We start from the raw sequence: 25286 nt of genomic DNA on the forward strand, positions 1-25286 counted from the left end.
GCACCCCCACTGCTCTCGCGTCACTGCGCGTGCGTGTGGGTGAGACACACCATGTCCGTGATTCGCCCGGGGGGGGGGCGCCCCCCCCCGGGCGGGGGGGGGGGGGGCGCCCCCGGCCCCCCCCCCCGCGACGTGGTCGCCGTGCGGGTGGGTGTGCAGCACGAGCAGTCCGTACCCGTCCCGCGGGTGGCGGGCGAGCCACGCCCCGATCTGTTCGTCGACCACCGCGCGCAGCGGGAAGTGCGCGGCGTCGGCGGTCGCCCCGGTGTCGAGCAGCACCGCCCGCTCGGCCCCGAACAGGAGGTACAGGAACGGCGCCTCGTAGTGGACGGCCTTGTTCTGCCGCAGTACGACCGTGTGCTCGTCGTACGCGTGGACCTGGATCTCCGGCCCGGTGTCGTGCTTGGCCGACGGCGAGCCGTGGATCCACCGCACGTCCAGCGGCCGCGGCACCGGGACGGCCCGGGTGAAGTCGGGCATGACGCCTCCTCCGGTGCGTCGTCTTGTCGGGCCGGGTACGGCGCACGTCTCGTCCGGGGCGGGCGCGCCGGTGCGCCGCCACCGGGACGCTAGCACGGTGCCGGGCCGCCCTCATGACGCTCCGGGGACCGCTTCCCGGACGCCGGTTTCCGGCCGGTCCGGCGCACCGAGTGGGAAGAGTTTTCCAGGCGACGTACAGTTCCGCTTCGTGATCGAGATCGAGATCGTCGTCGAACAGCAGGCGGGCGGTGCGTGGGACGCCCTGGCGGAGGCGGCCCGCGCCCTGACCGGGGAACTGGCCGGTCCCGTCGAGGAGACCACGGGCCTCGACCTCGGCCCCGGGGTGCGCCTCGCGCTGGTGGACCCGGACGCGTTCGCGCAGCGCCGCGAGGCCTACGTGCGCCGGGTCTGCGAGACCGTCCTCGCGGGCGAGGCGCTGGCGGCCGTCGCGGACCCGGCGAAGCGCGAGAAGGCCGAGGCGGCGCTGCGCAAGGGACCGGCGTCGGCGGACTCCGACCGCAGGATCAGCTGCGTGCCGTCCGGCCGGGTGGTGCAGGACGAGGAGGGCCGGTGGGTCCTCCTGCTGGCTCCGGCGCTGCTGGCGGGCGCGCCGCAGCGGGCCCCGCTGCGCGCGGTGCTGGCGCACCTGCTGACCCACCAGGCCCAGATCCGCGCGGGCGGCCCCCGGCCGGGGGCGGACGCGGTCGAGGCGCTGCTGCTCCACCGGACCTCCGGCGGCACGCGGGAGGACGACCCGGTCCTCGGCGCGCTGTGGGAGGGGCACGCGCGCTGGGCGACGCGCCGGCTGCTGGCCCGGGACCAGGCGGGGGAGCGGAAGACGGCCCGGGCCGCCCGGCTGCTGTCCCGCCTGCCGGGCGTGCGCGCCGAGTCGGACACCCACGAGAAGGCGGTGCGGTTCGTGCGCACGCTGGTCGAGGCGGGCGGGACGGAGACGGTGAACCGGATCTGGACGGACCGCTCCCTGGTGCCGACCCGCCGCGAGCTCACCTCCCCCGCCCGCTGGCTGGCCCGCACGGGGCTGGGGCCCGCGGAGGGCGGTCCCCCGGAGGGGTGAGGGGCCCGGGTCGGCGGCGGTCGCGCAGCAGGTGCGCGAGCCCGTCGGCGAGGCCGCCGCGCCAACAGGCGTAGTCGTGCCCGCCGTTGAACTCCCGGTATTCGAGGTCGTAGCCGCGCGCCGTGAGGACGTCGCGCAGGTGGCGGCTCTGGGCGAGGAGCAGCCACTCCTGGAGCCCCACCTCGACGTAGAAGCGCGCCGCGCGGCGCTCCTCGGTGGCGAAGCGGCGGGTGAGCCACTCGCTGCCGGCGTCGAACTCGGTCTCGTCCGGCCACCAGAACGAGCCGGACTGGGCGAGCGCGTTGCCGAAGCGCTCCGGGCGCCGGTAGGCGGCGAAGGCGGCGGTGAGGCCGCCCGCGCTCTGGCCGGCGACGACGGTGGCCGCCGGGTCCGTGGTGGCGCCGAACTCGCGGGCGGCCCAGGGGAGGAGCCGGTCGGCGAGGAAGTCGACGAAGGCCGGGTTGCAGCTGAGGTCGGCCGCGCGCTCGGGGCCCATGGTGTGCACGAGCAGCGCGACCGTCGGGGGGAGGGCGCCGTCGGCCGCCAGGTTGTCGAGGGTGTCGCCGACGGACAGCACCTCGCCCCACATCTCGCCGTCGAGCAGCACCGCCACCGCGTACGGCGCGGCGGGCCCGTCGGCGCTCCAGCCGGCCGGGAGGTGGACGTCCACCCGGCGCCCGTCGAGCGCACGGGCCGTCGTCCGCCCGCGCGGCACGCCGTCGCGCCGGGCCGCGTACGGCTGGGCGGGCGCCTCGGGGAGGCTGAGGACGGTGGCGGGCCGCCGGCCGTCCCGGGCGGGGAGCAGGGGGCCGCCGTGCGGGTCGGGCCGGGCGTCGTCGAGGACGCGCATCCAGTCGGCGCGCGCGGTGCCGGGGGGCGCGCCGTGGAACGGGTACACCTGGTAGGACGCGCGATGGTCGGCCCGCAGGCGGTAGGTGATCTCCCAACGCCCTCTCCCCGTCGGTTTCATGAGGTGCGGGGTGAGGTCGCCGGCGTGCCGGTCCCGGTCCGTGACGGTGTGGACGAGCGCGAGCACGCCGTCGCAGTCCGGGCCGTCGTACGTGAACGTCACCTGCCGGTAGGCCGGATCGTCCGGATCGGGCTCGATGCGCGGGCCCGTCTGCTGCTCCATGGTCCAACTCCCCTTTCGTTCAAGCGAATCAGTCGTCACGCCGCGCTTGCTTCACGCGGTGCTCGCTCCCGCACCGTGCTCGCCGTCACACCGCGCCGCCCCTGCGCCCGAGCAGCACCCAGAGCAGGAACGGCCCGCCGAGCACCGTCGTGACGATGCCGACCGGGATCTCCACACCGCCGATCAGCACCCGCCCGAGCGTGTCCGCGAGCACGACGAGCAGGGCGCCCGCGAGCGCCGAGCCCACCACCGGGACCCGGGCCGGCCCCGCGAGCCGTCCGGCCAGCACGGGCGCGGCGAGGGCGACGAAGCCGACCGGCCCGCACACCCCGACCGCGAGGCCGGCCAGCGCGACGGCCAGCAGCAGGCACACCAGCCGGACGCGCCCCGGCTCGACCCCGAGCGAGGCGGCGACGTCGTCGTCGAAGCGCAGTACGGCCAGCCGCCGGGCCACCGCGAGCGCGACCGGCACCAGGACCGCGAGCCCGGCGAGGACGGGCGCGGCGACGTCGTAGTCGCGCCCGTTGAGGCTGCCGGAGGTCCATACGTACAGCGAGCCCGCCGAGTTGAGCGAGCGGCGGGCGAGCGCGACCTGGACGACGGCCGAGGCGAGCGCCGACATCGCGAGGCCGACGACCAGGACCCGGTAGCCGCGCGCGCCGAGCCCGCCGGAGACGAGGGTGACGGCGAGGACGGCGGCGAGGGCGCCGAGCGGTCCGGCCCACCAGGCGCCGAAGGTGCCGGAGACGGTCGCGCTGACGAGCACGGCGGCCGTGGCGCCGTCGTTGACGCCGAGCAGTTCGGGGGTGGCGAGGCGGTTGCGGGCGAGGGTCTGGGTGAGGCAGCCGGCCAGGCCGAGGGCGGCCCCGGCGGCGAGCCCGGCGACGATCCGGCCGAGCCGGAAGCGCTGCACGAGCAGGACGTCGAGCCGGTCGCCGTAGCCGAACACGGCCTGGAACGTCCGGCCGAGGCCGAATCCGCCCTGTCCGGCGTGCGCGGAGACGACGACGGCGGCGAGCAGGGCGGCGCCGAGCCCGAGCGCGGCGAGCAGCGCGCGACGGGGGAGGAACAGCGACCATGCGCCGCGACGCAGGACCAAATCCGGTTTCCCGGGCGGCAGTTCCCGGCCGGGTGGGGAGGACGTGGCGGTCTCGGTGACGGCGAGCGCGGCCGTGCGGCGCGAGCGGACGATGGCGATCAGGGCCGGCGCGCCGATCAGGGCGACGATCACCGACACGGGCGCCTCGAACGGCCGGGCCGCCACGCGGGCGAGGACGTCCGCGCCGGTCAGCACGGCGGCGCCGAACAAGCCTGCGAGCATGGTCAGTTGGCCGACCCTCGGCCCGGCGGTGGCGCGGGCCAGGAACCCGGCGAGGAGGCCGAGGAAGGAGACCGGACCGGCGAGCGCGACCGCCGAGGCGGTGAGCAGCGTGACGGCGAGCGCGACCGCCGCCCGGGTGGCGCCGGGCCGGTGGCCGAGGCCGCGGGCGAGGTCGTCGCCGAGGGCGAGCGCGGTGAGCGGGCGGGTGGCGAGCGCGGCGACCGCGAAGCCGAGGGCGAGCACCGGAGCGATCCGGCCGAGCGTCGACCAGCCCTCCGTCCCGGCCAGCGAGCCGAGCACCCACACGCGGTAACGGTCGTAGGCCTCCGGCGAGTTGACGATCAGGACGCCGGTGAGACCGCCGAAGGTCGCGCCGACCGCCGATCCGCCGAGGACCAGCCGCATCGGCGAACCGCCGCCCCGGGCGCCCGCGATCAGCAGCACCAGCACGCCGGACACCAGGGCCCCGCCGAACGCGAACGCGAGGTAGCCGTACGAGCTCTGGACGCCGAGCACGGCGATGCCGAGCACGACCCCGAGGGAGGCGCCCGCGTTGACGCCGAGCAGGCCGGTCTCGGCGAGCGGGTTGCGCGTGACGGACTGCAACTGCGCGCCCGCGACCCCGAGGGCGGCGCCGACCAGCAGCGCGGCGAGCGTGCGCGGCAGGCGCAGATCGCCGACGACGAGGGCGAGTCGGCCGTCCGCGCGGGCGCCGTCACGGTCCAGCAGGTAGGCGAGCACGCGCCCCGGGCCGACCTCGCCCGCGCCGACGGACAGCGAGAGGGCAGCGAGCGCCAGCAGCGCCGCGAGCACCCCGGCGGCGACCGGCCAGGTCCGGCGGTGGCCCTCGCCCGCCGGCGCCCCGGCGGGCCCGGAGGGCTCGGGGGATGCGGGGGAGCTGCGCGGGCCGGTCCGGGGTGCTTCGTGGACGCCCACTTGCGACAATGTCATAAGGTAAGGCTAACCTAACGTCGAAAGCGGTCCGTCCTGGCGCCCCCGTCGCGCCGATCCGGCGGAGCCCGCCGAACTCCCGTACCACCGCTGCCCGGAGGCACCCATGCCGTACGCCCAGAGCCCGCTCCGTCCCGCCCGCCACCGCGCGGCCCGGGCGCTGGCCGTCACCGGGGCCGCCGCCCTCCTCCTCGCCGGGTGCGGTGCGTCGGGTTCGTCGGGTTCCTCCGCCAAGGCGGCCGACGCGCCGCAGTCGTCCGGGGACAAGCGGACCGTCAAGGACGCCACGGGCAAGGCCGTCGAGGTCCCCGCCGCCCCCCAGCGGATCGTCACCCTCACCCAGGAGGACCTCGACGCGGTGCTCGCCCTCGGCGTGCAGCCGGTCGGCATCACCAACGGCCAGGGCCTGGACGCGCCGCCCGCCTACCTCAAGGGCAAGGTCGAGGGCGTCCCGGTGGTCGGCAACCTGCTCCAGCCCGTCATGGACAAGGTGATCGCCGCCAAGCCCGACCTCATCCTGGCCGGCGACATGCAGGACGAGCAGGTGCTCAAGCAACTGCGCGAGATCACCCCGGCCACGCTCGTCACCATGGCGCCCGCCGACGACTGGAAGCTCGCCCTGCGCGGCATCGGAAACGCCGTCAACAAGCTCGACCAGGCCGACAGGGTCATCGGCGACTACGACGCCAAGGCCAAGCAGGCGGGCGAGGGCCTCGGCCCCGGCAAGGGCGCGGCCGTCTCGATCGTCCGCTGGAACCCCACCGGACCCAGCTGGATGGAGAAGAAGCAGTTCGCGAGCGGCGTCGCCCTCGACATGGGCCTCACCCGCCCCAAGTCCCAGGACAAGGACGGCAACGCGCACGGCCCGGCGCTCAGCCTGGAGAAGCTCGACGAGATCGACGGCGACTGGCTGTTCCTCTCCACCCTCACCGACGACGGCAAGTCCGCCCTCAAGGACGTCCAGTCCAAGCCCGCCTACCGGGAGTTGGGCGCCGTGAAGAACAACCACGCCGTCACGGTGGACGGTTCGGTCTGGTCCACCCGCGGCGGCCCGCTCGCGGCCGGCGTCGTCATCGAGGACATCACCAAGGCCCTGACCGCCTCCTGAACCGCACGCCCATCAACCCTCTGGAGACACCGTGGAGTTGACCGTCCAGGGCCTCACCGCCGGCTACGGCCCCGGGCGCCCCGTGCTCGACGGCGTCGACCTCGCCGTGCCGGCCGGCCGGGTCGTCGCCGTCGTCGGCCCCAACGGCTGCGGCAAGTCCACGCTGCTGCGGGCCGTCGCCCGGCTGCACCGGCCCGACGCCGGGCGGGTCCTGGTCGGCGGCGAGGACGTGTGGCGGCTGCGCCCGCGCCGGGCGGCGCACCGCGTCGCGCTGCTCCCGCAGAGCCCGCAGGCGCCCGAGGCGGTCACCGTGGCCGGCCTGGTGCGCTACGGCCGCCACCCGCACCAGGGCCTGTTCCGCCAGTGGTCCGCCGAGGACGAGCGGCGCACCGCCCACGCCCTGCGCGCCACCGGCGTCGAGGCGCTCGCCGACCGCCGCCTCGACCGCCTCTCCGGCGGCCAGCGCCAGCGCTGCTGGCTCGCCATGGTGCTGGCCCAGGACGCCCCCGTCGTCCTGCTCGACGAGCCGACCAGCGCCCTCGACCTCGGCCACGCCGTCGAGGTGCTGGAACTCGTCCGCGAGGTCGCCTCCGACGGGCGCACCGTCGTCATGGTCCTGCACGACCTCGCGGCGGCGGCCCGCTACGCCGACCTGCTCGTCGCCCTGCGCGACGGCGCCGTCGTCGCCAGCGGCCCGCCCCGAGAGGTGGTCGACCCGGACCTCGTGCGTGCCCTGTACGACGTCGACACCGACGTCCTCCCCGCCCCGGCCGACGGCGCCCCGGTCATCGTCCCGCGCCCGCGCCCGCGCACCCGCTGACGGGTCGCCGCGGCTTCTCCGGAGGGCCGGCCAGGATCGTTCACTCGTTCGAGGGGTTTGGTTTCCGCAGGTCGTGGAGCCGGGACCCTGGGCGTCGCGTTGTCAGTGGGCCTCGCTACGTTCCTCCCATCGCTGACCGACAGGTGGGAGGAGAACGGCTGTGGCATGGGTGGAGACGACTGCGGGCGGGTACCGCGTCGCGCTCGACGGGGACGGCACGGTGCTGTGCCGGAACGCGGCGGGGCGGCAACTGAAGGCCGTGCCGCCGAAGCTCGGCGACGATCCGGTGGTCACCCAGCTGAGGCAGCTCGCCGAGTGGCTGGGGGCGCACGAGCGGCGCTGCCTGGAGGACGTCGAGCGGTGGATGGTGCGCTCGCTGCCCGTGCCCGCGGCCGTGGTCACCGCGGTGTGGGCGGACGAGGCCTGGCGCGGCGTCCTGCGGGACCTGGTCGTCACCGGGGCCGACGGCGAGGTCGCCGGGTTCCTGCGCGACGCCGACGCCGAGCGCGGGCTCGGGCTGGTCGACCCGGACGGCGACACCGTGCGCCTGGCCGACGGCGAGATCCGGATACCCCACCCCGTCCTCCTCGCGGACCTCGACGACCTGCGCGAGTTCGCCGTCGAACTCGGCGTCTCGCAGCGGGTCCAGCAGCTCTACCGCGAGGTCTGGCACCGGCCGGCGGAGGTGCCGGCGGGCACCGAGGTCACCACGTACGCGGGCGGGCGCTACAAGGAGCTGCGCGAGCTCGTCGGGCGCTGCGCCCGGCTCGGCTACCGGGTGCGCGGCGGCAGCGCCGTCGTGCCGGTGGTCGAGGACGGCCGCACGGTCGAGGCCCGGCTGTGGGTCGGCGACTACTACGACTACGACGAGTGCGAGACGGGCCCGCTCAGCTGGGCGGGGCCGGACGGCCGGGCGCTGCCGCTGGCGCAGGTCGGTCCGGTGGCGTGGTCCGAGGGCATGCGGATGGCCGCCGCGCTGTACGCCGGCCGCACGATCGAAGGGGAGGAAGCGGCATGACCGCCACCAGCCTGAACGGCACCACCGCCAACGGCACCACCGCCAACGGCACCGGCCCGGCCGGCACCGGCCAGAGCGCCCTGCCGGACGTCGGCCGGCACGAGCGGCTGCTCGACGCCGGCGCCGTCCTCCCGGCCGGCACCGTGCCCGGTGCCGGCCGCTCCGACAGCGCCGCGGACGTGCTGACCGCCCGCACCTACGCCCACCCCGCGCTCGACGGCCGCCGGATCGTCCGGCTGGTGCCCGGCGCGCTCGGCCCCGCCGAGGACCTGGCCGTCGACTTCCTCGGCCTCGCGCCGCAGGCCGAGCCCGCCGAGGTCGGCCAGGTGCGCCAGGAGGCGCTCGGCTTCCCGGCGTGGGCGCTGGTCCACGACCCGGCCAACGGGCACCACGCGCTGGCCCTGGTCAAGGAGCTGGAGCGGCTGGCCCGCCAGGCCAAGTCCAAGCCCGGCGCCGCCAAGGACGGCTTCGACGCGCTCGCCGCGCGCCTGGGCCGCGCCGTGCCGCACTTCCTGCCCACCTTCTGCGAGGAGGTCGGCCGGATCTTCCTCGGGGTCGGCAACCAGACCTACGCCGCGAGCTGGTTCGGCAAGGCCCGCGAGGCCGAGCGCACGCACGGCCTGGAGGTGGACGAGGAGCGGCTGCGCGCCGTCTTCCTGGAGTTCGCCCTGGCCGGTGCGCTCACCGTCAAGTCCCTGCGGCAGTACGTGAAGTCGCTCGGCGCCCGGCTCGACGCGGCGACGGCCTGGCAGCGCTTCCGCCAGCTGTGCACCGAGCGCGCCGCCGCCGGCATGGCACCCTACGCGGGGGTCGCCGAGGACGCCCGCGCCCTCGTGAAGGCCGCCGGGCTCGACCGGGAGGAGCACGAACAGTCCCTGCTCGCCGAGCTGTTGGCGGCACCGGCGGCCAACCGGGCACCCGTCGCGTTCTGGAAGTCCTGGCACGGCGCCCTCGTCGCCCTCGGCGGGCGCGACGAGGCGGTGCGGGGCCGCCTGCTGGAGCTGATGCCCACGGCGGGCGCCAACTCCGGCGTCGCCGAGCACGACGCCGCCTGGCTGGCCGTGCTCGCCGAGACGGGCGCCGAGGGCCTGCTCACCGGTCCGCGCCCCGAGCACACCCCGGGCGCGCAGGGCGTGCAGGGCGCCGAGGACACCGCGCCCGCCGCCTGGCTCCGCCGCTGGACGGACCACATCGGCCGCGGCTGGGGCTCCCGGCCCACCTGCGCCGCCACGGTGGCGCTCGCAGGCCGGATGGCCGAGCGGCTGCGCGCCGACGGCACCCCGGTCGACCTCTTCACCGGGATCCGCCGCAGCACCACCCAACTCGACCTGCTGGAGCGGCTGCTGGCCGACGGCGTGCCCGTCGCCGACCCGCCGGCCGGCCTCGGCCTCGACCTCACCGGCTGGGCCCGCCACAGCGGCTCCACCGGCCCCGACCTGGCCGCCGTCGCCGCCGACCCCCGCTTCCGGGGCGTGCTGCGCGCGGCGACGCCCTCGGCGTGGGAGACGGCCGTGCAGCAGAAGCTGCCCGCGCTGCCGCTGCTGCGCGAGCTGTTCGCCGAGTGGGCGGACGAACGCGCCGCCGAGGTGGCGGCCGCCCGCGGCCTGGCCGGCGCCGCCGACCTCGTGCGCTCGCTCTCGCCGTACCGCTCGGTGCTCCGGTCGATCTCCCCCGCCGCCGCCGAGCGGATCGCGGCCCTCGACGTCGCCGGGCTGCTCGCCCGCGCGCTCGGCGCCGGCATCCTGGACGAACTCGGCTGGCCCGCCCTGGAGGAGGCGCTCGACAAGCTCGCCGACCCGCCCAAGTCCCCCGGCACCACCTCCGATCCCGTCGGCAGCCAGGACGACGACCTGGGGAAGACGCCCGGCGGCCGCACCCTGCAGGGCCTGATCGTTGAGGACGCCTGGCCGCACCTGATCCTCGCCCGCCTGGACCGCGCCGTCGTCGTCGGCCCGCAGGGCATCGTGCTGGAACACACCCTGCGCCTGCCCAAGCTCGAACAATGGAGCCGCCCGCGGCTGCGCTTCGTCGACGGCGAACTCCTCGTCGTCTGGCACGAGAAGGGCAAGCAGCGGGCCTACTGGTCCGGCCGCCCGGCCGAGACCTTCGAACTCGGCGGCGAGACCATCGCCCGGTACTACTACGGCGACCGGCACCCCGAAGCCCCGTCCCTCCCGCTGCCCGGCGGCGGCCGGACCACCGGCGAGCGCCCGCTGCACACGGGCGACACCCGGATGCCCGCCGAGCACCCCGTCCTCGGCGACGGCACCGGCCACTGGACGCTGCGGCACGGCCCGACGGGCCGGGCGCTGCACGAGTTCGACCCGGCGACCGGCACCCTCGGCCGCGCCGCCGAACCGCCCGTGATCGCCGCCTCGGCCGCCGCGGGCACGCTCGACCTCGACCGTACGCGGCTGCTGCCGCTCCAGCCCGGCCTGGAGCACACGCCCTTCGGCACCGACGGCACAGTGCTGGGCAGCTGGGTGCGCGTCGACACCGGGCGCACCGTCACCACCGTCAGCGCCGACGGCCGCACGATCGTCATGCCCCTGAACGGGGCCCACCCGGACATCGTCCCCGTCGGCCGGCTCACCCTGCCGGGCACGGCCGCCGCACCGGGAGAGAGCACCCCGACGGGCCCGGTCGTCACGAGGTCGATCCGCGACCACCTCGCCCTCACCCTGCCCGACCTCGGCCCCGACGTCGCCACCGCCGACCACGCCCGCACCGTCGACCTCAGCCCCTGCCGCCCCGGCGACCTCCAGGCCGTCGGCACCGGACTCGTCCCGCCGCTCGACCACTGGCACGCGCTGCGCCCCCGCGACGAGGCCGGCTCGCAGGTGCTGCGCGCCGTCACCCCCGAGCAGGCCGCCGTGCTGATCGACATCGCCTGGCCCGCCGACGTCGAACCGGTGCCCGAGAACGAGCAGCGCTGGCTCACCGTCCAGGGCGTGCGCCGCAAACTCACGCACCGCCGGGGCGCCCGCCGCAGGCTGCCCGTCCGGGCCGTCGGCGCAGCCCTCCCCGGCATCACCGACCCGCGGCTGCTCGCCGGCGTCACCGGACTCGCCCGGATCGCCGCCGAACTCCTCAACGGCGTCGGCCGGTTCGTCGAACAGCCCGAGGCCGAGGCTCGACCCACCGCCCCCACCGCCACCGCCGCCGCACCCCCCGAGCACCGGCCCGACCACGGCCGCGACGCCGAACTCCAGGCCGCCGTCAGCGGCTGGGTGCCCGACGTCGACCGCTACGGCTCCTCGTGGGGTGCCCCCGGCACCTGGAAGGTGCTGAACAACCTGCGCACCGTCACCGCCGTCCTCGCCGACCCTCCCCCGGCCACCGCCGAGGGCTGGAGCAGCCCGGCCTCCGTCGACCTCAAGGGCGGCGACATCCACCACGCGTGGCTGCCCCTGCTCGGCCGGCTCCACCTCCTGGTCCAGGCTGCGGCCTCCCCGCTCACCGAGCCCGCCCACCGCTCCACCCTCGTGCTCCTGCTCGGCGAGCTCACCCGGGGCCTGCTCGCCGACCGCGGCGCCACCGTGCGCCAGATCGCCCTCAGCGAGCCCACCGAGCGCACCACCACCGGCCGGCCCACCGCCCACCGCCAGGGCCAGGTGCTGCGCCACGGCGACCGCACCGTCGTCATCCTCGGCCACCGCAACACCCGCGGCGACCACGCGTACTGGCTGGCCGTCGACCACGACCCGAGCGGCGAGTTCGGTCCGGTCGACCACTTCACCACCATCGCGGAGCGCAACACCGAGGAGCGGCTCGACGCCGCCTGGATCGCCACGTTCCTGCGGGTCCTCGCCCTGCACGGGCCCGTCCCCGCCGACCGGGCGCGGGCCACGGCCTTCGGCGAGCTCACCGGCATCGGCACGGCCCGGGCCTCCCTGGTCCTCGCCGCGGCGCCCGCCCTCTTCCAGTGGCACGGCCCGGTGCTGCCCGCCGACCGGCTCCCGGACTTCGGCCTCAAGGCCGCCGAGGCCACCGCCGCCCGTGACTGGCTGCGCCGGCGCGAGCGCACCGGACTCGACGAGGTCTGGGCCGCGCTGCTGCCCGCCGACCCCGAGACCCTCCCGAGCGACGGCCCCGACCTCACCGCCGGAGCCGAGGCCTGGATCCGGCACTTCGGACGGCTCGTCACCCTCCCCGACGACGCCCAGGCCACCGTCACCGGCGTCGACGTCGACCACGTCGAGGCCGTCCTCAACCCCGACCGGACGCCCTGGCTGAGCCGCACCACCACCTTCCGCCTCACCACCACCCCCGACGGGTCGTCGAAGCAGATGGTCGCGGCCGACGCCTCCGCCGTCCCCGGCTTCGGAATGCTGCGCGGGGCCATCGACGCTCTCCGCTGGCTCGTCTACCACCTGCCCGCCGACAGCCCGCTGCGCCCGCTGCTGCCGCGCACCGCCACCGCCCTGCGCGAACGCCTCGCGGACCCGGAGCTCCTGTTCGACTTCAACCTCTTCCAGACCGCCAAGGGCCAGTCGCTGGCCGTGATCCTGCGCTCCCACTTCGGCCTGCCCCCCGAGGGCGGCGCCGACCCCGACGGGCTGGTCCGCTGTGGCCCCGCCCTCGTCCTCGCCCCCAGCGGCGGCACCATGGAGCGGGTCCTGCTGCGCCCCGCCGGGCTCACCGGCGCCGACGACCAGGTACTCGAACTGCTGGAGGGACTGGGCGCGGGCTACGGGCTCGCGAGCGAGCTCGCCGCCATCGCGGCCGTCCTCGGCGGCGAACCGGAGAACCTGGCCGCCCCCACGGAGCCGGCCGGCTCCGCCGAGGGCGACGCGCGGTGGCTGCACAACCCGCAGTTCTCCGTCCCCGCCCTCGTCGCCGAGGCGGCCCGCACCCACGGCCTTGGCGAGGACGCCGCCGCGCTCTACCTCCAGCTCCTCGCCCTGCCCGACCCCACCGACCGCAACGCCGCCCGCTGGACGGGCTGGAAGCCCGCCCGGCTCAAGCGCGCTCGCGCCGAACTCGCCGCCACCGGCCTCGTCATGGAGGCCAAGCGGGCCCGCGCCGGCCGCACGCTCTTCCTGCCCTGCGGCTGGCAGGAGGCCAAGGCGCCCGCCCTGCCCGCCGAGACCTGGAAGGCCGACTTCTACGAGCTGGCCACCCACCGTCCCGCGCTGCCGCACCAGCCCGTCCCGGAGCTGTTCGCCCGCGCCTGGCAGCGGACCGTCGACGGCGACGCCCCCGGATACGAACAGCTCCAGACCGCGAAGCGCAGGAAGGCCCGCCGATGACCGCCCCCACCACGACCCCTTCCGGCACGACCCCGGCCGACGCGCCCGCCCGGCAGATCACGCCGCCCGAGGAGAAGTACGCGGCCGAACTCGAGTTCCTCGCCGCGCACGACTCCGGTCCGCGCCCGCCCGGCTGGCGGCTGACCCCGCGCGCCGTCGTCACCTTCGTCCTCGGCAGCGACGGCGAGAAGCTCAAGGCGGGTCGCAAGGGCCTCGTCATCGAGCGGAAGTTCGTCGGCGAGCGGGCACTGGTCGAGCGCTGCGTCGTCACCCTCGCCGGCGAGCGCGGCCTGCTGCTCGTCGGCGAGCCCGGCACCGCCAAGTCGATGCTCTCCGAACTGCTCGCCGCCGCCGTGTGCGGCACCAGCGCGCTCACCGTCCAGGGCACCGCCGGCACCACCGAGGACCAGCTCAAGTACGGCTGGAACTACGCCCTCCTGCTCGCCAAGGGCCCCAGCCGGGAGGCCCTCGTGCCGTCCCCGGTCCTCACCGCGATGACGGCCGGCGCCGTCGCCCGGGTCGAGGAGGTCACCCGTTGCCTGCCGGAGGTGCAAGACGCCCTGGTCTCGCTGCTCTCCGAACGGCGCGTCGCCGTCCCCGAGCTGGCGGGTTCCCCGGACGCCCAGCTGCACGCCGCCCCCGGCTTCACCCTGATCGCCACCGCCAACCTGCGGGACAAGGGCGTCAGCGAGATGTCCGCGGCCCTCAAGCGGCGGTTCAACTTCGAGACGGTGGGCCCGATCGCGAGCCTCGCCGCCGAGGTCGACCTGGTCCGCCGCCAGTCCACCGCCGCCGTCGCCCGCGCGGGCGCGCCGTTCACGGTGGACGACGCCGTCCTCGAAGCGCTGGTCACCGCCTTCCGGGACCTGCGCACCGGCCGCTCCACCGAGGGCTGGGACGTCGAGCGCCCGTCCACGGTGATGAGCACCGCCGAGGCCGTCTCGGTCGCCACCGCCCTCGGCGTCGCCGCCGCCTACCTGCCCGACGGCGGCGACCTGCTCGGCCGCCTGCCCGGCCAGCTGATCGGCGTCGTGCGCAAGGACGACCCGGCCGACGCCGGCCGGCTGCTCGGCTACTGGGACGGCCCGGTCCGGCGCCGCGCCGAACAGGGCGCCGCCACCTGGCGCACCCTGTGGGACCTGCGCCCGGCCCTGGAGGCGTGAGGTCATGAGCAGCGCGGTGATGCCCGACATCCCGACCGGTGCCGCCGGGTTCGACGGCTCCCGGCAGGCCGTCGAGGAGGCGGCGGCCCGCCTGGCCGCCGCCGGCACCGAACGGTCCGGGCCCTACCTGATCGGCGTGCGCCACCACGCGCCGTCCCTCAGCGCGGTCGTCCCCGCGCTGCTCGACGCCGCCCGGCCCGAGGCGGTGCTGGTCGAACTCCCCGCCGAGTTCCAGCCCTGGCTCGGCCACCTGGCGGACGAGGCTACGGAGGCCCCGGTCGCCCTCGCGGCGGCCCCTGCCGACCCTTCCGCCGAGAGCGCGGACGGGCCCGCCTTCTACCCGTTCGCCGACTTCTCCCCGGAGCTCGCAGCCCTGCGCTGGGCCCGGCGCAACGGCGTCGAGGCCATCGCCTGCGACCTGCCGCTCGCCCACCGGGGCGCCGGGCAGCGGTCCGCGGGCGGGCCGGCCGCCGGCCCGTCCGTCACCGACGCCCTGCGCCGGCGGCTCACCGGCCGCGAGGGCGACGAGGACCTCTGGGACCGCCTCGTCGAGACCGCCGCCCCCGGCTCCGCCCCGGAGGCGGTCCGCCGGGCCGCGCTGCTGGTCGGCTGGGCCATGCGCCGCGACGCCGAGACCGGTCCCGGCGTCGACCCGTACGACCTCCGGCGCGAGGCCTGGATGCGCGCCCGGATCGCGGCCGCCTCGGCCGGCGGGCGGCGCGTCGCCGCCGTGATCGGCGCCTTCCACGCACCGGCGCTGCTCGAAGGGCCGCACACCGACGAAACGCACGCCGATGAGTCGCACGCCGACGAGTCGTACGCCCACGGGCCACACGCCCACGGGCCGCACGCCGACGACGAACCGCCGGGCGCGGAGGCGCCCGCCCACGTCGTTTCCCTCATCCCCTACACCTACCCGCTCCTGGACGCCCGCTCCGGCTACCCGGCCGGCATCCGCGACCCCGAGTGGCAGCACACCGTCCTCGACGCGGTCGGCGACCCGGACCGCCTCGCCGCCGCCCTCACCACCACCGCCGTCCGCATCACCGAGGCCCTGCGCACCCAGGACCACCCCTCCGGCCCCGCCGACGCCCGCGAGATCGTGCGCCTCACCGGCGACCTCGCCCGCCTTCGCGGCCTCGCCGCCCCCGGCCGCGGCGAACTCGTCGAAGCCGTCCAGACCGTCCTCGCCCAGGGGGAACCCCTCGGCCGCGGCCGGGCCGTCGCCCGCGCCCTCGAACGCGTCCTCGTCGGCAGCCGCACCGGCCGCGCCACCCCCGCAGCACCCCGCAGCGGCCTCGGCCCCGCCGTCGAAGCCCTCACCGGGACGCTCGGCCTGCCCGGCCCCGCCGAACCGGGCCCGCGCGAACTGCGCCTCGACCCGCTGCGCAGCGCCCTCGACCGCCGCCGCGAGACCCTGCTGAACCGCCTCTCCGCCTGCGGCGTCCCCTACGGCGACCGGGTCGACTCGACGGGCCCGGGCGGCACCGAAACCCTCGGCACCCGCTGGCGCCTGCACTGGACCCCGGCCACCGCCGCGATGCTCACCGTCGCCGGCACCCGCGGCGTCACCCCCGCCCAGGCCGCCGAAGGCACCCTGCGCGACCGCCTCCGCCGCGAGCAGCAGGCCGACGGCCCCACCCCGCGCGACGTCATCCAGGGCCTCGCCGACGCCGCGGCCTGCGACCTCCCCGCCCTCACCCGCACCCGCCTCACCCAACTCGCCACCACCCTCCCCGCCGCCGGCACCCTCCCCGACCTCCTCGACGCCCTCACCACCCTGGACCGCCTGTCCGCCGGTCACTTCCCCGTGACCCTGACCGCACCCGCGCCCGAACGGGAGCCGGCAGACGGCGCCGCGCAGGGCACTGCGCCCCCGGCCACCGTCACGGCGCCCGGCGCGGAGCCGGAGCCGGAGCCGGCGGGGGAGTCGGCCCCGGGCGTCGTGTGCGGCGTGCCCGTGCCGGGTGGCGCCCACGCCGGCTCCGGGCCTGCACCGGACACCACGTCCCTGGCCGCCCCCACCCAGGCCCACCCCCGAGCGGCGCTTCCCGACGCCCCCGCCACCGACCCCGCCACCGATCCCACCGGCGCCCACCCCCGAGCGGCGCTTCCCGACGCCCCCGCCACCGACCCCGCCACCGACCTCACAGCCGACACCGATGTCCTTCTGCCGCAGGGCGGTTCTGCGCTGTCGGACCGTCACCCCTTCACGCCGTCCCCCGGAAGTGCCGTCCCCCTGCCGCACGGCGCCGCCCCGGAGGCGGCCACCCCCTCCCACCTCCATGCCTCGCCGGCCGCCGTCAGCGACCTCCTGATCGCCGCTGCCGTGCGGCAGTTGGAGGGCCTGAGCGGGTCCGACGATCCTGCGGACGCTCGGGCCCTGGTGGAGCTGGCGCGGCGGGCGGATCTCGACGGCGGGGTCCGGCTCGGGTACGTGCTGCGCGAACTCGCCGACGGCGGGAGCCCGTTGGTGCGTGGTGCCGCCGGGGCCGTCCGCGTCCTGCTCGGGCAGGACCCGGCCGCCGAGCTCGGTGGCCGGGCCGCGTCGTGGGTCGACGGCGCGACCGTGCCGGAGGCGCGCCATGCCCTCGCCCGGTCACTGGTCGGGCTGTTGTCGGCCGCCGAGGGGCTGTTCGCAGCCGCGCCCGAGGCACTCGAACCCGTCCTGGAACGAGTCGTCTCCCTGCCCGACGAGGCCTTCCTCGACCGCCTGCCCGCCCTGCGCGGAGGCTTCGACACGCTCAGCCCGGCCGCCCGCGACCGGCTGCTGGCGCTGGTCGAGGAGCGCCTCGGCACGCGGCTCGTCGACCTGCCCGACGCCGTGCCGCCCGCTGTCCTGGCGACGTGGGCCAGGGCCGACCTCGCCGCCCGCGGCGTGCTCGGCGAACTCGGACTGCTCCCGGCACCGCCCACCGCACCCGCCCGCACCCCGGAGCCCCTGCCCGCCCTCCCCGAGACCGGCCACGGCCTCGCCCCCGCCGAGCGCTGGCGTCTGCTCCTCGGCCGCCCCGGCGGCTCCGGCCGGGGCGCCCGCGCCGCCCGACTCGCCACCGCCCTCGACGAGTTGTACGGCACCGGCCGGGGCGAGGGCTCCGGCCCCGGCCTGGACGGCCGGGGCCGGCGGGGCGGCCGCGAGGCCCCCTACCCGGGGGTCCGCGAGTGGGCCGAGGAGCTGTCGGCGTTGTTCGGGCCCGGGATCCGCGAGGAGGTCCTGGCGGCGGCCGTCGCCCAGGGCCGTACGGACGCCCTGGAGGCGATCGACCCGGGCGCCGCCCGCCCGTCCGTCGAGCTGCTGCGCACCGTCCTGGAGCACGCGGGCGGTCTGCCGGAGGCGCGGGTGGCCGGGCTGCGCCCGCTGGTGCGGCGCCTGGTGGAGGAGCTCACCCGCGAGCTGGCGACCCGGCTGCGCCCGGCGCTGACCGGCATCAGCCTGCCGCGCCCGAGCCGTCGCCCGGGCGGCGGGCTGGACCTCGACCGCACGATCCGCGCGAACCTCGCCACCGCCCGCCCCGCCCCGGACGGCGGCACCGTGATCGTGCCGGAGCGCCCGGTGTTCCGGACGCGGGCGCGGAAGTCGGCGGACTGGCGGCTGATCCTCGTGGTGGACGTCTCCGGCTCGATGGAGGCGTCGACGGTCTGGGCGGCGCTCACCGCCTCGATCCTGGCCGGGGTGCCGTCGCTGAGCACGCACTTCGTGGCCTTCTCCACCGAGATCGTCGACCTGACCGAGCGCGTGGAGGACCCGCTGGGCCTGCTGCTGGAGGTGCGGATCGGCGGCGGCACGGACATCGCGTCCGGCCTGCGCTACGCGCGGGAGCTGGTGACGGTGCCGTCGCGCACGCTGGTCGCCGTGATCAGCGACTTCGAGGAGGGCGGCCCGGTCGGCGCGCTGCTCGCGCAGACCCGGGCGCTGGTGGACTCGGGCGTGCACGTGCTCGGCTGCGCGGCGCTCGACGACACGGGCACGGCCCGGTATTCGACCGCGGTCGCGGGCCAATTGGTCGCGGCCGGCATGCCGGTGGCGGCACTGAGCCCGCTGGAACTGGCCCGCTGGGTGGGGGAGAAGGTGCGATGACGACAGGGTCGATCGGTTGGCCGCGGGTGCGGCCCGAGGTGGTCGCCGAGGTGGTGGCGGGGCTGAGCGCCCGGCTGCAGAAGCGGCTGGACGGCGCGGCGGCGAAACTGGCGGAGCGTCCGGTGACGAGCTCCGGCGACGAGTGGCGGGTGGAGGTGGACGAGGAGACGGTGCTCGTCCTGCACGCCCCGGGCGGGGTGCTCGCCGACCCGTCCGGCGTGCACTGCGGCTGCCTGCTCGCCCCGGCGTGCGTGCACCGGGCGGCGGCGGTCACGCTGTGCCCGCTGGCCGACGCCACGGACGATCCCGAGCCGTCCGGGCCGTCCGGGCCGTCCGAACCCGCCTCACCCACCGAACCCGCCCCACCCTCCAAACCCGCCGCTCCCGCCGCTCCCACCGAGCAGGTGGCGGACGACGACGTCCTCACCCCCGCCGAGCAGGCCGCCGCCCGCCACCTCCACCACGCCGCGGCCGCCGTCCTGGCGGCGGGCGTGAGCGGGGCGGGAGCCGTCGCCCAGGCGGAGCTGCTGCGGGCGGCCCACGGTGCCCGCGCGGCGGGGCTGTACCGCCCGGCCGCGGTGGCGGTCACCGTGGCGACGCGGATCCGCGCGGCCCGCTCCGGCGCGCCGGACCACCGCCTCGCGGACCTCGTCGCCGATCTGCGCGAGCTGCTCACCCTCACCCGCCGCCTCACCGCGGACCCGGCCGCCGGCCCCGCCGCCGGTTCCGTCACCGGTTCCGCTACTGGTCCCGTCCGCGGCCCGGTCGCGGAGCTGCGCGGCACCGCCCGCCAGGCGTACGGCGACGCGGGCGGGCTGCGGCTGCACGGGCTGTTCGCCGAGCCGGTGCTGACGGCCACGCACGCGGGCGTGCTCAGCTGGGCGGTGGACGCGGGCGGCCGGCTCAGCACCGTCTCCGAGGTGCTGCCGTACGCCGACCCCGACGCGGCGGCCGCACAGGCCGTCGGGGCGGGCAACCGGGCGGTCCGGCTGGGCGACACCTCGCTGAGCCACCGCGAGTTCACACGCGCCGGGCTGGCCGTCCAGGGCGCCACCAGATCGGCGAGCGGACGGCTCGGGGCCGGCGCCGCCGTGCGCGCCGTCCGGGCCGCGGGCGCCGCGTGGACGGCGGAGCCCGCCGCCGGCCTCTGGGCCGAACCGGTGGCCGCCCAGGTGGAGCGCGCGCTCGCGGCGCAGGCCGTCCCGTACGAGACGCGCCCGGCCGGGAGCGACCTCCTGTTCCTGGACGTCACCCTGCTGGGCCCGACGAGCGACGCTCCCACCGAGCACGCCCCGGCGAAGACGCCCGGGGGAGCACCACGCCTCCTGGCACGCTGCGGCGAGGACGGCCCGGTGGTCGCGCTGCGCGCCGCCCACGACCACCCGGGGCTCGCCCACCGCGCGAACCTGGCCCTGCTCGCCGCCGCCCCCGGCCTGCGGCTGCGGGTGATCGGCCGCCTGGAGCGCGCGGCCCGTCCCGAACTGCGGCTGCTCGCGATCGGCACCGCTGTGGCCGAGGCGTCCACCGACACCCCGGACGCCGGCCCGACCGACACCCCGACCAGCACCCCGACGCTCGCCCTCCCCGCCGACCGGGCCGGCCGCGTCAACCTAGGCCTGGAACGCCTCCAGGCCGCCGACGTCCCCGCGACCCCGGGCGTCCCCGCGACCCCGGGCGTCCCCGCCCCTCCCTTCGACCCGTCCGCCCACTCGCTGGACCCGCCCGCGCACCTGCTCGGCCGTCGGATCGAGCAGACCGTCACCTCCGGCCGGAGCGCCCTGACCCCGGGGACGAGCACGACCGCAGCCGATGGCGCCCGGCTGCGCGAGGCGGGCCTGACGACCGCCGCCGACCTCCTCGACGCGCTGCGCACCGCCGCGACCGACCACCACCGTGACGTGTTCGGCCGCGTGCTCCCCGACGACCACAGCACGTTCACCACCGCCTGGCTGGCCGCCGCGCACTACACGGAGGCCCTGGCGACGGCCCTCTGCCAGGCGGCCTGGACCCCACCGGAGGCCCACGCATGATTCGCTGAGCCTGATTCGCTGAGCCTGATTCCCCGGGCCTGATTCCCTGAGCCTGAATCCCCGAGCCGCCCACACCGGGCGCCCTGTGCCCGACACATAAGGCCAGGTAATTGCAGAAACAGGTAACCGGCGTCGGCTGTCATACTGAGCGGACGAGCGACCGAACCGCGCGAGAGGGAGTCGAGCCATGGGGATCCGTGACGACGCCGCCGAGATCCGGGCCGGCGGCTGGCGCACGCTCGCCGCGCTGCACGGGCTGATCGACACGGCGCTGGAGAAGGCGCTCCAGGCGGAGCACCGGCTCTCGGTGGTCGAGTACACGGTGCTGGACGCGCTGTCGCGCCAGGACGGCTGGCACATGCGGATGCAGCAGCTGGCCCGGGCGGCGGCGCTGAGCAGCAGCGCGACCACCCGGCTGGTGGCGCGGCTGGAGGGCCGCGGCCTGCTCAGCCGCTACCTCTGTCCGGACGACCGCCGCGGGATCTACACCGAGCTGACGCCGGAGGGCCGGGAACTGCTCGCCGCCGCCCGCCCGGTGCACGACGCCGCCCTGGAGGCGACGCTGGCCCGGGCGGCGGAGGTACCGGAGCTGGCACCGCTGGTCCGTGCGCTCGCGGCCCTGGAGACGCCCGCCTCCGCCTGAAACCGCACCCCACCCCGCCCGTCAGTACCCCCACCCGTCATTACCCCCACCCGTCAGTACCCCCGCGCCTCAGCGCCGCCCGGCGAGGGCGTTGCGGTGGACGCGGTCGAGCAGGGCGAGCAGGAGCTCCTTGCTGGAGGCCCGTTCCCGTACGTCGCAGAGGACGACCGGCACCTCGGGCCCGAGGTCGAGGGCGTGGCGGACGTCCTCCGGGGTGGCGTCGCGGCGGCCGTGGAAGCAGTTGACGCCGATCGCGAAGGGGATGCCCCGTTGCTCGAAGAAGTCGACGGCGGCGAAGCTGGTTTCGAGCCGGCGGGTGTCGGCGAGGACGATCGCGCCGAGGGCGCCGAGGGCGAGGTCGTCCCACATGAACCAGAAGCGGAACTGCCCGGGCGTACCGAAGAGGTAGAGCACCAGGTCGTCGCGGACGGTGATGCGGCCGAAGTCCATGGCCACCGTGGTGGTGGACTTGCCCTGGACGCCTTCGAGGCTGTCGACCCCGATGCTGGCGCGGGTCATCCGCTCCTCGGTCTGCAGGGGTTCGATCTCGCTGACCGAGCCGACCATGGTGGTCTTGCCGACGCCGAAGCCGCCGGCGACGAGGATCTTGACCGCGCCCGGCACGAGGCTCTGGGTCGTCAATTCGGTCTCCTGGTAGGGGAGTGGGAGTTGCTGGGGAGGGGGCCGCCGCCGGTTCAGAGCCGGCGGACCCCCTCGATCACGGCCTGGATCAGGGAGATGTCCGGCGCCTCGGCGAGCTGGACCGGGGCGCGGGTGAGGATCAGCCGGGCCTCGGCCAGGTCGTCGAGGAGTACCTTGACCACGCTCACCGGCAGGTCGAGCGTGGCCGCGATCTCGGCCACCGCCAGCGGCCGTTCGCGGCACAGGTCGATGATCGCGGCCGGTTCGGGGGTGAGCCGGCTGGTGTCGGTGCGGGGGTCGGCGGTGACCACGAGGGTGATCAGCGCGAAGCCGTCACGGACCGGGCCGGTGCGCCCGTTGGTGATCGCGTAAGGACGGACCAGGTGGCCTGCGTCCTTGTCGAAGAACCAGGCCTCGTCGGCGTCGGCGGTCACGCACCGCCACCCACGCCGACCTGGCCGGCGTCGCTGCGCGGCGCGGCGGTGAGGTACTGGCCGACCTGCTTGACCAGCATGTTGATCTCGTAGGCCATCAGTCCGGCGTCGACCTGCTCGCTGGTGAGCACGGCCAGACGGGCGCCCTGGCCGGCGGTGGTGACGAACAGGAACAGCTGGTCCATCTCGATCACGGTCTGCCGGACGCGTCCGCCGTTGAACCGGTGGCCGGCGCCGCGGGCCAGGCTCTGCAGTCCGGAGGCGACGGCGGACAGGTGCTCGGCGTCGGCCCGGTCCAGGCCCTGGGACAGGCCGACCAGCAGGCCGTCCTCGGAGAGGACGATGGCGTGCCGGGTCTCGGGTACCCGCGCCACCAGCTGGTCCAGCAGCCAGTTGAGGTCGCGCTGGGTGTCGGTGTGCTGCGTCATCACTGCTGTTCCTTGGCTTCCTTAGCGGCGGGAGGCGCGGCCGGTGCGGGGGGTGTGGTGGGTGCGGTCGGCGCGATGGGCGTGGCAGACATGGCAGGTGTGGCAGGTGTGGTGGGCGTGCCGGGTGCGGTCGGCGCGCCCGGCACGGGGTCGGACGCGCGGGCGGTCCGGGTGCCGCGCTGGATGGCGGCCATGGTGGCGCGGGAGCGCTGGGGGGACGGTTCGTCGGCGTAACCGCGAGCGCCGCCGCCCTGGGGACCATCGCCCCGGGAGCCGTCGCCCCGCCCGGCGTCCCCGAAGTCGCTGTAGACGCTCCTGTCGTCGCTCCCGCCGTACCGGGGAGCCGGGGCGGGGGCGACGGGGCCGGTCGGGCCCGCCACGCCGCCGGGCGCGTTGGCCTCCCGCAACTGCTCGGCGAGGCTGGCGTTGCGGACCCGCTGCGGCAGGACGCGCGGGGTGCGCAGTTCGCCGTCCGGGTCGTGGGCGAACGGGGCGTCGGCCGCGCGCTCGTGGGTGGGCGCGATCCGGTCGGCGGACACGGTGCCGAGGTCGGACTCGACCGCGTCGCTCGCCCCACCTGTCCCGCTCGCCCCACCTGTCCCGCTCGCCCCACCCGTCCCGCTCGCGCCACCGGTGCCGTCGCCACCGAGGCCGTCGGCGTGGCTCTCGGCCATGTCGTCGTACGGGCGCGGGTACACGGGCCGGGGGACGACGACGGCGCCGGGCAGGCCGGGGATCGAGGCACCCACGGTCAGGCCGCCGTTGGCGGGCGGAGCGGCCTGCGCGTCGTCCCGGTCGTCGTCCACGGGGTACTGGGCGAGGAGCTCGCTGATGACGGAGCTGGAGCCGGAGCCGGCCCCGGACCCAGAGCCACCGCCGACCGGACGCACCGGAAGCGCGGGAGGCGCCGGAACAGCCGACGGCGCGGAGCCGACCGGCGGCGCCGAAGCGCCCGGAGGTATCGAGGACGCCGGGGGCACAGTCGGCATGGACGGCATGGACGGCATGGACGGCATGGACGGCATCGAGGGAACCACCGGTACGGCCGGAACCGCGGGCATCGAGGGCCCCGGAGCCACGTCCTCCAGCACGCCGAGGTCGTCCACCAACTCCCCGTCCAGCACGCCGAGATCGTCCGCCGCCGCCGGACGCGGCCCCGGCACGGGCGTGCGGGTGACGCGCGCGCCGGAGGGCAGCCCGGGCACCGCGGCCGGCTGCTCGGCCTTCTCCAGCAGCACGGCCGGCACCAGCACCACGGCCCGGGTGCCGCCGTACGGCGAGGGGCGCAGGGTCACCTGGATCTCGTGCCGGGCGGCCAGGCGCGCGACGACGAACAGGCCGAGCCGCAGGTCGTCGCCGAGCGCGGAGACGTCCAGCTCGGGCGGGTTGGCGAGGTAGTCGTTGAGCCGCTCGTACTCCTCCTCGCCCATGCCGAGGCCGCGGTCCTCGACCTCGACCGCGAGCCCCTTCGGGACCTCCTGCGCGGAGACCTGCACCTGGGTGTAAGGCGGCGAGAAGGTGGTGCCGTTCTCGATCAGTTCGGCGACGAGGTGGATGACGTCGGCGACGGCCTGCCCGCTGAGGGAGGCGCGCGGCACGCCCTGCACGACGACGCGCGAGTAGTTCTCGGTCTCCGACACGGCGCTGCGCAGCACGTTGACGACCGGAACGGCGTTGCGCCAGCGGCGGGCGGGCAGCGCGCCGCCGAGGATCACCAGGTTCTCGGCGTTGCGCCGCATGCGGGTGGCGAGGTGGTCGACGGCGAACAGCTCGCGCAGCAGCTCGGGTTCCTCGTGCTCGCGTTCCAGCGCGTCGAGCATGCTGATCTGCCGGTGGATCAGGATCTGGGTGCGGCGGGCGATGTTGAGGAAGACCTTCTTCGTGCCCTCGCGGCCCTGCGCCTGGTGGACGATCGCGGCGACGGCGGCCTGGCGGACGGCGGCGAGGCCGTCGGCGATCTGCTGCGCCTCGTCGCCGGTGCGCCGGGACGGGGACCAGGTCGGCGGCACGGGCACGGGCTCGCCGGAGCGCAGCCGTCCGACGACGGCGGGCAGTTCCTGCTGGGCGAGGGCGAGGGTGTCGGCGCGGAGTCCGGCGAGGCGGGCCGGCAGCGAGCGGGCCGCGCGGATGCCGCGGACCAGGCTGACCAGCAGGACCAGTGCGACGGCGGCGCTGCCGGCGGCGAGCGCGGTGTTCTGCCCGGCGTCGCGCAGCAGGTAGGCGGCGTAGCCCCAGGCGGCGGCGAGGCCCACGCTGGGGACCAGCACGAGGAGGAGGAGCGAGCTGCGGAGGGAGCCGGACCGGCCGGCGCGGTGGCCCGTGCGGGGGGCCGATATGCCTGGCATCTGATTCCTTGTTGCTGGGCCGAACGGCGGTTGTGCCCGCGCGCGGTCCGGCCGGGGCTTCGGGGCGCCACGGCCGGGGTTGCCGGACGGGGGTGACGCAGTGTCACGATCATGACGCGGTGTCACGGGGGTGACTCGGTGTCAGTGTCCGGGCGGGGTGCAGCACGGCCGCCGACGGCAGGAACGCTACCAGCCCCAGGTGCCCTCATCGCAACATCAACTGACGATATGTGACCGGCTGATGGCAGAAGCGAACACCCTCCGTCGGATGGTGCGGTGACGGATCGTCGCAGGTCGAACCGTTTTCCCGGTGAGGGGGACGGCTCCGCGGGAGGTCGGGGGATCCTTCCGCGGAGCCGTCAGGAA

Annotated in this window: 14 protein-coding genes, 2 pseudogenes and 1 riboswitch; of the genes and pseudogenes, 9 read left to right on the top strand and 7 right to left on the bottom strand. The window is 76.6% G+C overall.

The window, feature by feature from the left end; translation table 11 throughout:
- Positions 1-480: pseudogene (locus tag ACFV4F_RS05110) on the bottom strand (hypothetical protein); the annotation flags it as partial.
- 12 nt (positions 481-492) lie between these two features.
- A riboswitch (guanidine-III (ykkC-III) riboswitch) is annotated at positions 493-562 on the bottom strand.
- Positions 563-688: 126 nt separating this feature from the next.
- On the opposite strand from ACFV4F_RS05110, the gene ACFV4F_RS05115 reads away from it, so the two are divergent.
- On the top strand, positions 689-1555 hold the full coding sequence (locus ACFV4F_RS05115; RefSeq protein WP_380496120.1) for a zinc-dependent metalloprotease: 867 nt from the start codon (positions 689-691) through the stop codon (positions 1553-1555).
- 25 nt (positions 1556-1580) lie between these two features.
- Here the strand turns inward: ACFV4F_RS05115 and ACFV4F_RS05120 are convergent.
- Together ACFV4F_RS05120 and fhuB are read right to left on the bottom strand one after the other, a co-directional pair.
- A pseudogene (locus ACFV4F_RS05120) lies at positions 1581-2726 on the bottom strand (alpha/beta hydrolase-fold protein); the annotation flags it as partial.
- Between the two features lie 46 nt (positions 2727-2772).
- On the bottom strand, positions 2773-4959 hold the full coding sequence (fhuB, locus tag ACFV4F_RS05125) for a Fe(3+)-hydroxamate ABC transporter permease FhuB (protein WP_380500486.1): 2187 nt from the start codon (positions 4957-4959) through the stop codon (positions 2773-2775).
- A 106-nt stretch (positions 4960-5065) separates the two neighbouring features.
- Between fhuB and ACFV4F_RS05130 the strand changes: the two genes are divergently transcribed.
- The 8 genes from ACFV4F_RS05130 (at position 5066) to ACFV4F_RS05165 (ending at position 21071) form a co-directional block, all read left to right on the top strand.
- Positions 5066-6067, top strand: coding sequence for an ABC transporter substrate-binding protein (locus tag ACFV4F_RS05130; protein ID WP_380500487.1), 1002 nt, complete (start codon positions 5066-5068; stop codon positions 6065-6067).
- 31 nt (positions 6068-6098) lie between these two features.
- The gene (locus ACFV4F_RS05135; RefSeq protein WP_380500488.1) at positions 6099-6887 is read left to right on the top strand and encodes an ABC transporter ATP-binding protein; all 789 of its coding nucleotides are present in this window, start codon (positions 6099-6101) and stop codon (positions 6885-6887) included.
- A gap of 160 nt (positions 6888-7047) precedes the next feature.
- A complete protein-coding gene (locus tag ACFV4F_RS05140) occupies positions 7048-7905 on the top strand; it encodes a DUF4132 domain-containing protein (protein ID WP_380436165.1) in 858 nt (285 codons plus the stop codon).
- Positions 7902-13157, top strand: a complete 5256-nt coding sequence (locus tag ACFV4F_RS05145; protein ID WP_380500489.1) for a hypothetical protein — start codon at positions 7902-7904, stop codon at positions 13155-13157. The genes ACFV4F_RS05140 and ACFV4F_RS05145 overlap by 4 nt, the downstream gene beginning before the upstream one ends.
- On the top strand, positions 13154-14320 hold the full coding sequence (locus ACFV4F_RS05150) for an AAA family ATPase (protein WP_380500490.1): 1167 nt from the start codon (positions 13154-13156) through the stop codon (positions 14318-14320). The genes ACFV4F_RS05145 and ACFV4F_RS05150 overlap by 4 nt, the downstream gene beginning before the upstream one ends.
- A 4-nt stretch (positions 14321-14324) precedes the next feature.
- Positions 14325-18398, top strand: coding sequence for a DUF5682 family protein (locus ACFV4F_RS05155; protein ID WP_380500491.1), 4074 nt, complete (start codon positions 14325-14327; stop codon positions 18396-18398).
- A complete protein-coding gene (locus tag ACFV4F_RS05160) occupies positions 18395-20428 on the top strand; it encodes a hypothetical protein (RefSeq protein WP_380500492.1) in 2034 nt (677 codons plus the stop codon). Before ACFV4F_RS05155 ends, ACFV4F_RS05160 begins: the two co-directional genes overlap by 4 nt.
- A gap of 187 nt (positions 20429-20615) precedes the next feature.
- Complete coding sequence (locus ACFV4F_RS05165) at positions 20616-21071, top strand: MarR family winged helix-turn-helix transcriptional regulator (protein ID WP_380436175.1); 456 nt, start codon at positions 20616-20618, stop codon at positions 21069-21071.
- A 69-nt stretch (positions 21072-21140) separates the two neighbouring features.
- Here ACFV4F_RS05165 and ACFV4F_RS05170 read toward each other — a convergent pair whose 3' ends face one another.
- From ACFV4F_RS05170 to ACFV4F_RS05185, 4 genes are read right to left on the bottom strand one after another with little or no spacing between them, the layout of a single operon-like run.
- Positions 21141-21713 carry an ATP/GTP-binding protein gene (locus ACFV4F_RS05170; protein WP_380436177.1) on the bottom strand — a complete coding sequence of 191 codons (573 nt, stop codon included), beginning with the start codon at positions 21711-21713 and terminating at the stop codon, positions 21141-21143.
- A 53-nt stretch (positions 21714-21766) separates the two neighbouring features.
- Positions 21767-22147, bottom strand: a complete 381-nt coding sequence (locus tag ACFV4F_RS05175) for a DUF742 domain-containing protein (protein WP_380436179.1) — start codon at positions 22145-22147, stop codon at positions 21767-21769.
- Positions 22144-22575, bottom strand: coding sequence for a roadblock/LC7 domain-containing protein (locus ACFV4F_RS05180; protein WP_359957272.1), 432 nt, complete (start codon positions 22573-22575; stop codon positions 22144-22146). The genes ACFV4F_RS05175 and ACFV4F_RS05180 overlap by 4 nt, the downstream gene beginning before the upstream one ends.
- The gene (locus tag ACFV4F_RS05185; RefSeq protein ID WP_380500493.1) at positions 22575-24920 is read right to left on the bottom strand and encodes a sensor histidine kinase; all 2346 of its coding nucleotides are present in this window, start codon (positions 24918-24920) and stop codon (positions 22575-22577) included. The genes ACFV4F_RS05180 and ACFV4F_RS05185 overlap by 1 nt, the downstream gene beginning before the upstream one ends.
- Between the last annotated feature and the right edge of the window lie 366 nt (positions 24921-25286).

It is taken from the genome of Kitasatospora sp. NPDC059722, from assembly GCF_042733235.1.
Classification (GTDB): domain Bacteria; phylum Actinomycetota; class Actinomycetes; order Streptomycetales; family Streptomycetaceae; genus Kitasatospora.

Excerpts from the sequence above, each read along its gene's own strand:
- fhuB (WP_380500486.1), bottom strand. The coding sequence starts at position 4,959 with ATGACATTGTCGCAAGTGGGCGTCCACGAAGCACCCCGGACCGGCCCG.
- ACFV4F_RS05130 (WP_380500487.1), top strand. The coding sequence starts at position 5,066 with ATGCCGTACGCCCAGAGCCCGCTCCGTCCCGCCCGCCACCGCGCGGCC.
- ACFV4F_RS05145 (WP_380500489.1), top strand. The coding sequence starts at position 7,902 with ATGACCGCCACCAGCCTGAACGGCACCACCGCCAACGGCACCACCGCC.
- ACFV4F_RS05150 (WP_380500490.1), top strand. The coding sequence starts at position 13,154 with ATGACCGCCCCCACCACGACCCCTTCCGGCACGACCCCGGCCGACGCG.
- ACFV4F_RS05155 (WP_380500491.1), top strand. The coding sequence starts at position 14,325 with ATGAGCAGCGCGGTGATGCCCGACATCCCGACCGGTGCCGCCGGGTTC.
- ACFV4F_RS05160 (WP_380500492.1), top strand. The coding sequence starts at position 18,395 with ATGACGACAGGGTCGATCGGTTGGCCGCGGGTGCGGCCCGAGGTGGTC.
- ACFV4F_RS05165 (WP_380436175.1), top strand. The coding sequence starts at position 20,616 with ATGGGGATCCGTGACGACGCCGCCGAGATCCGGGCCGGCGGCTGGCGC.
- ACFV4F_RS05180 (WP_359957272.1), bottom strand. The coding sequence starts at position 22,575 with ATGACGCAGCACACCGACACCCAGCGCGACCTCAACTGGCTGCTGGAC.
- ACFV4F_RS05185 (WP_380500493.1), bottom strand. The coding sequence starts at position 24,920 with ATGCCAGGCATATCGGCCCCCCGCACGGGCCACCGCGCCGGCCGGTCC.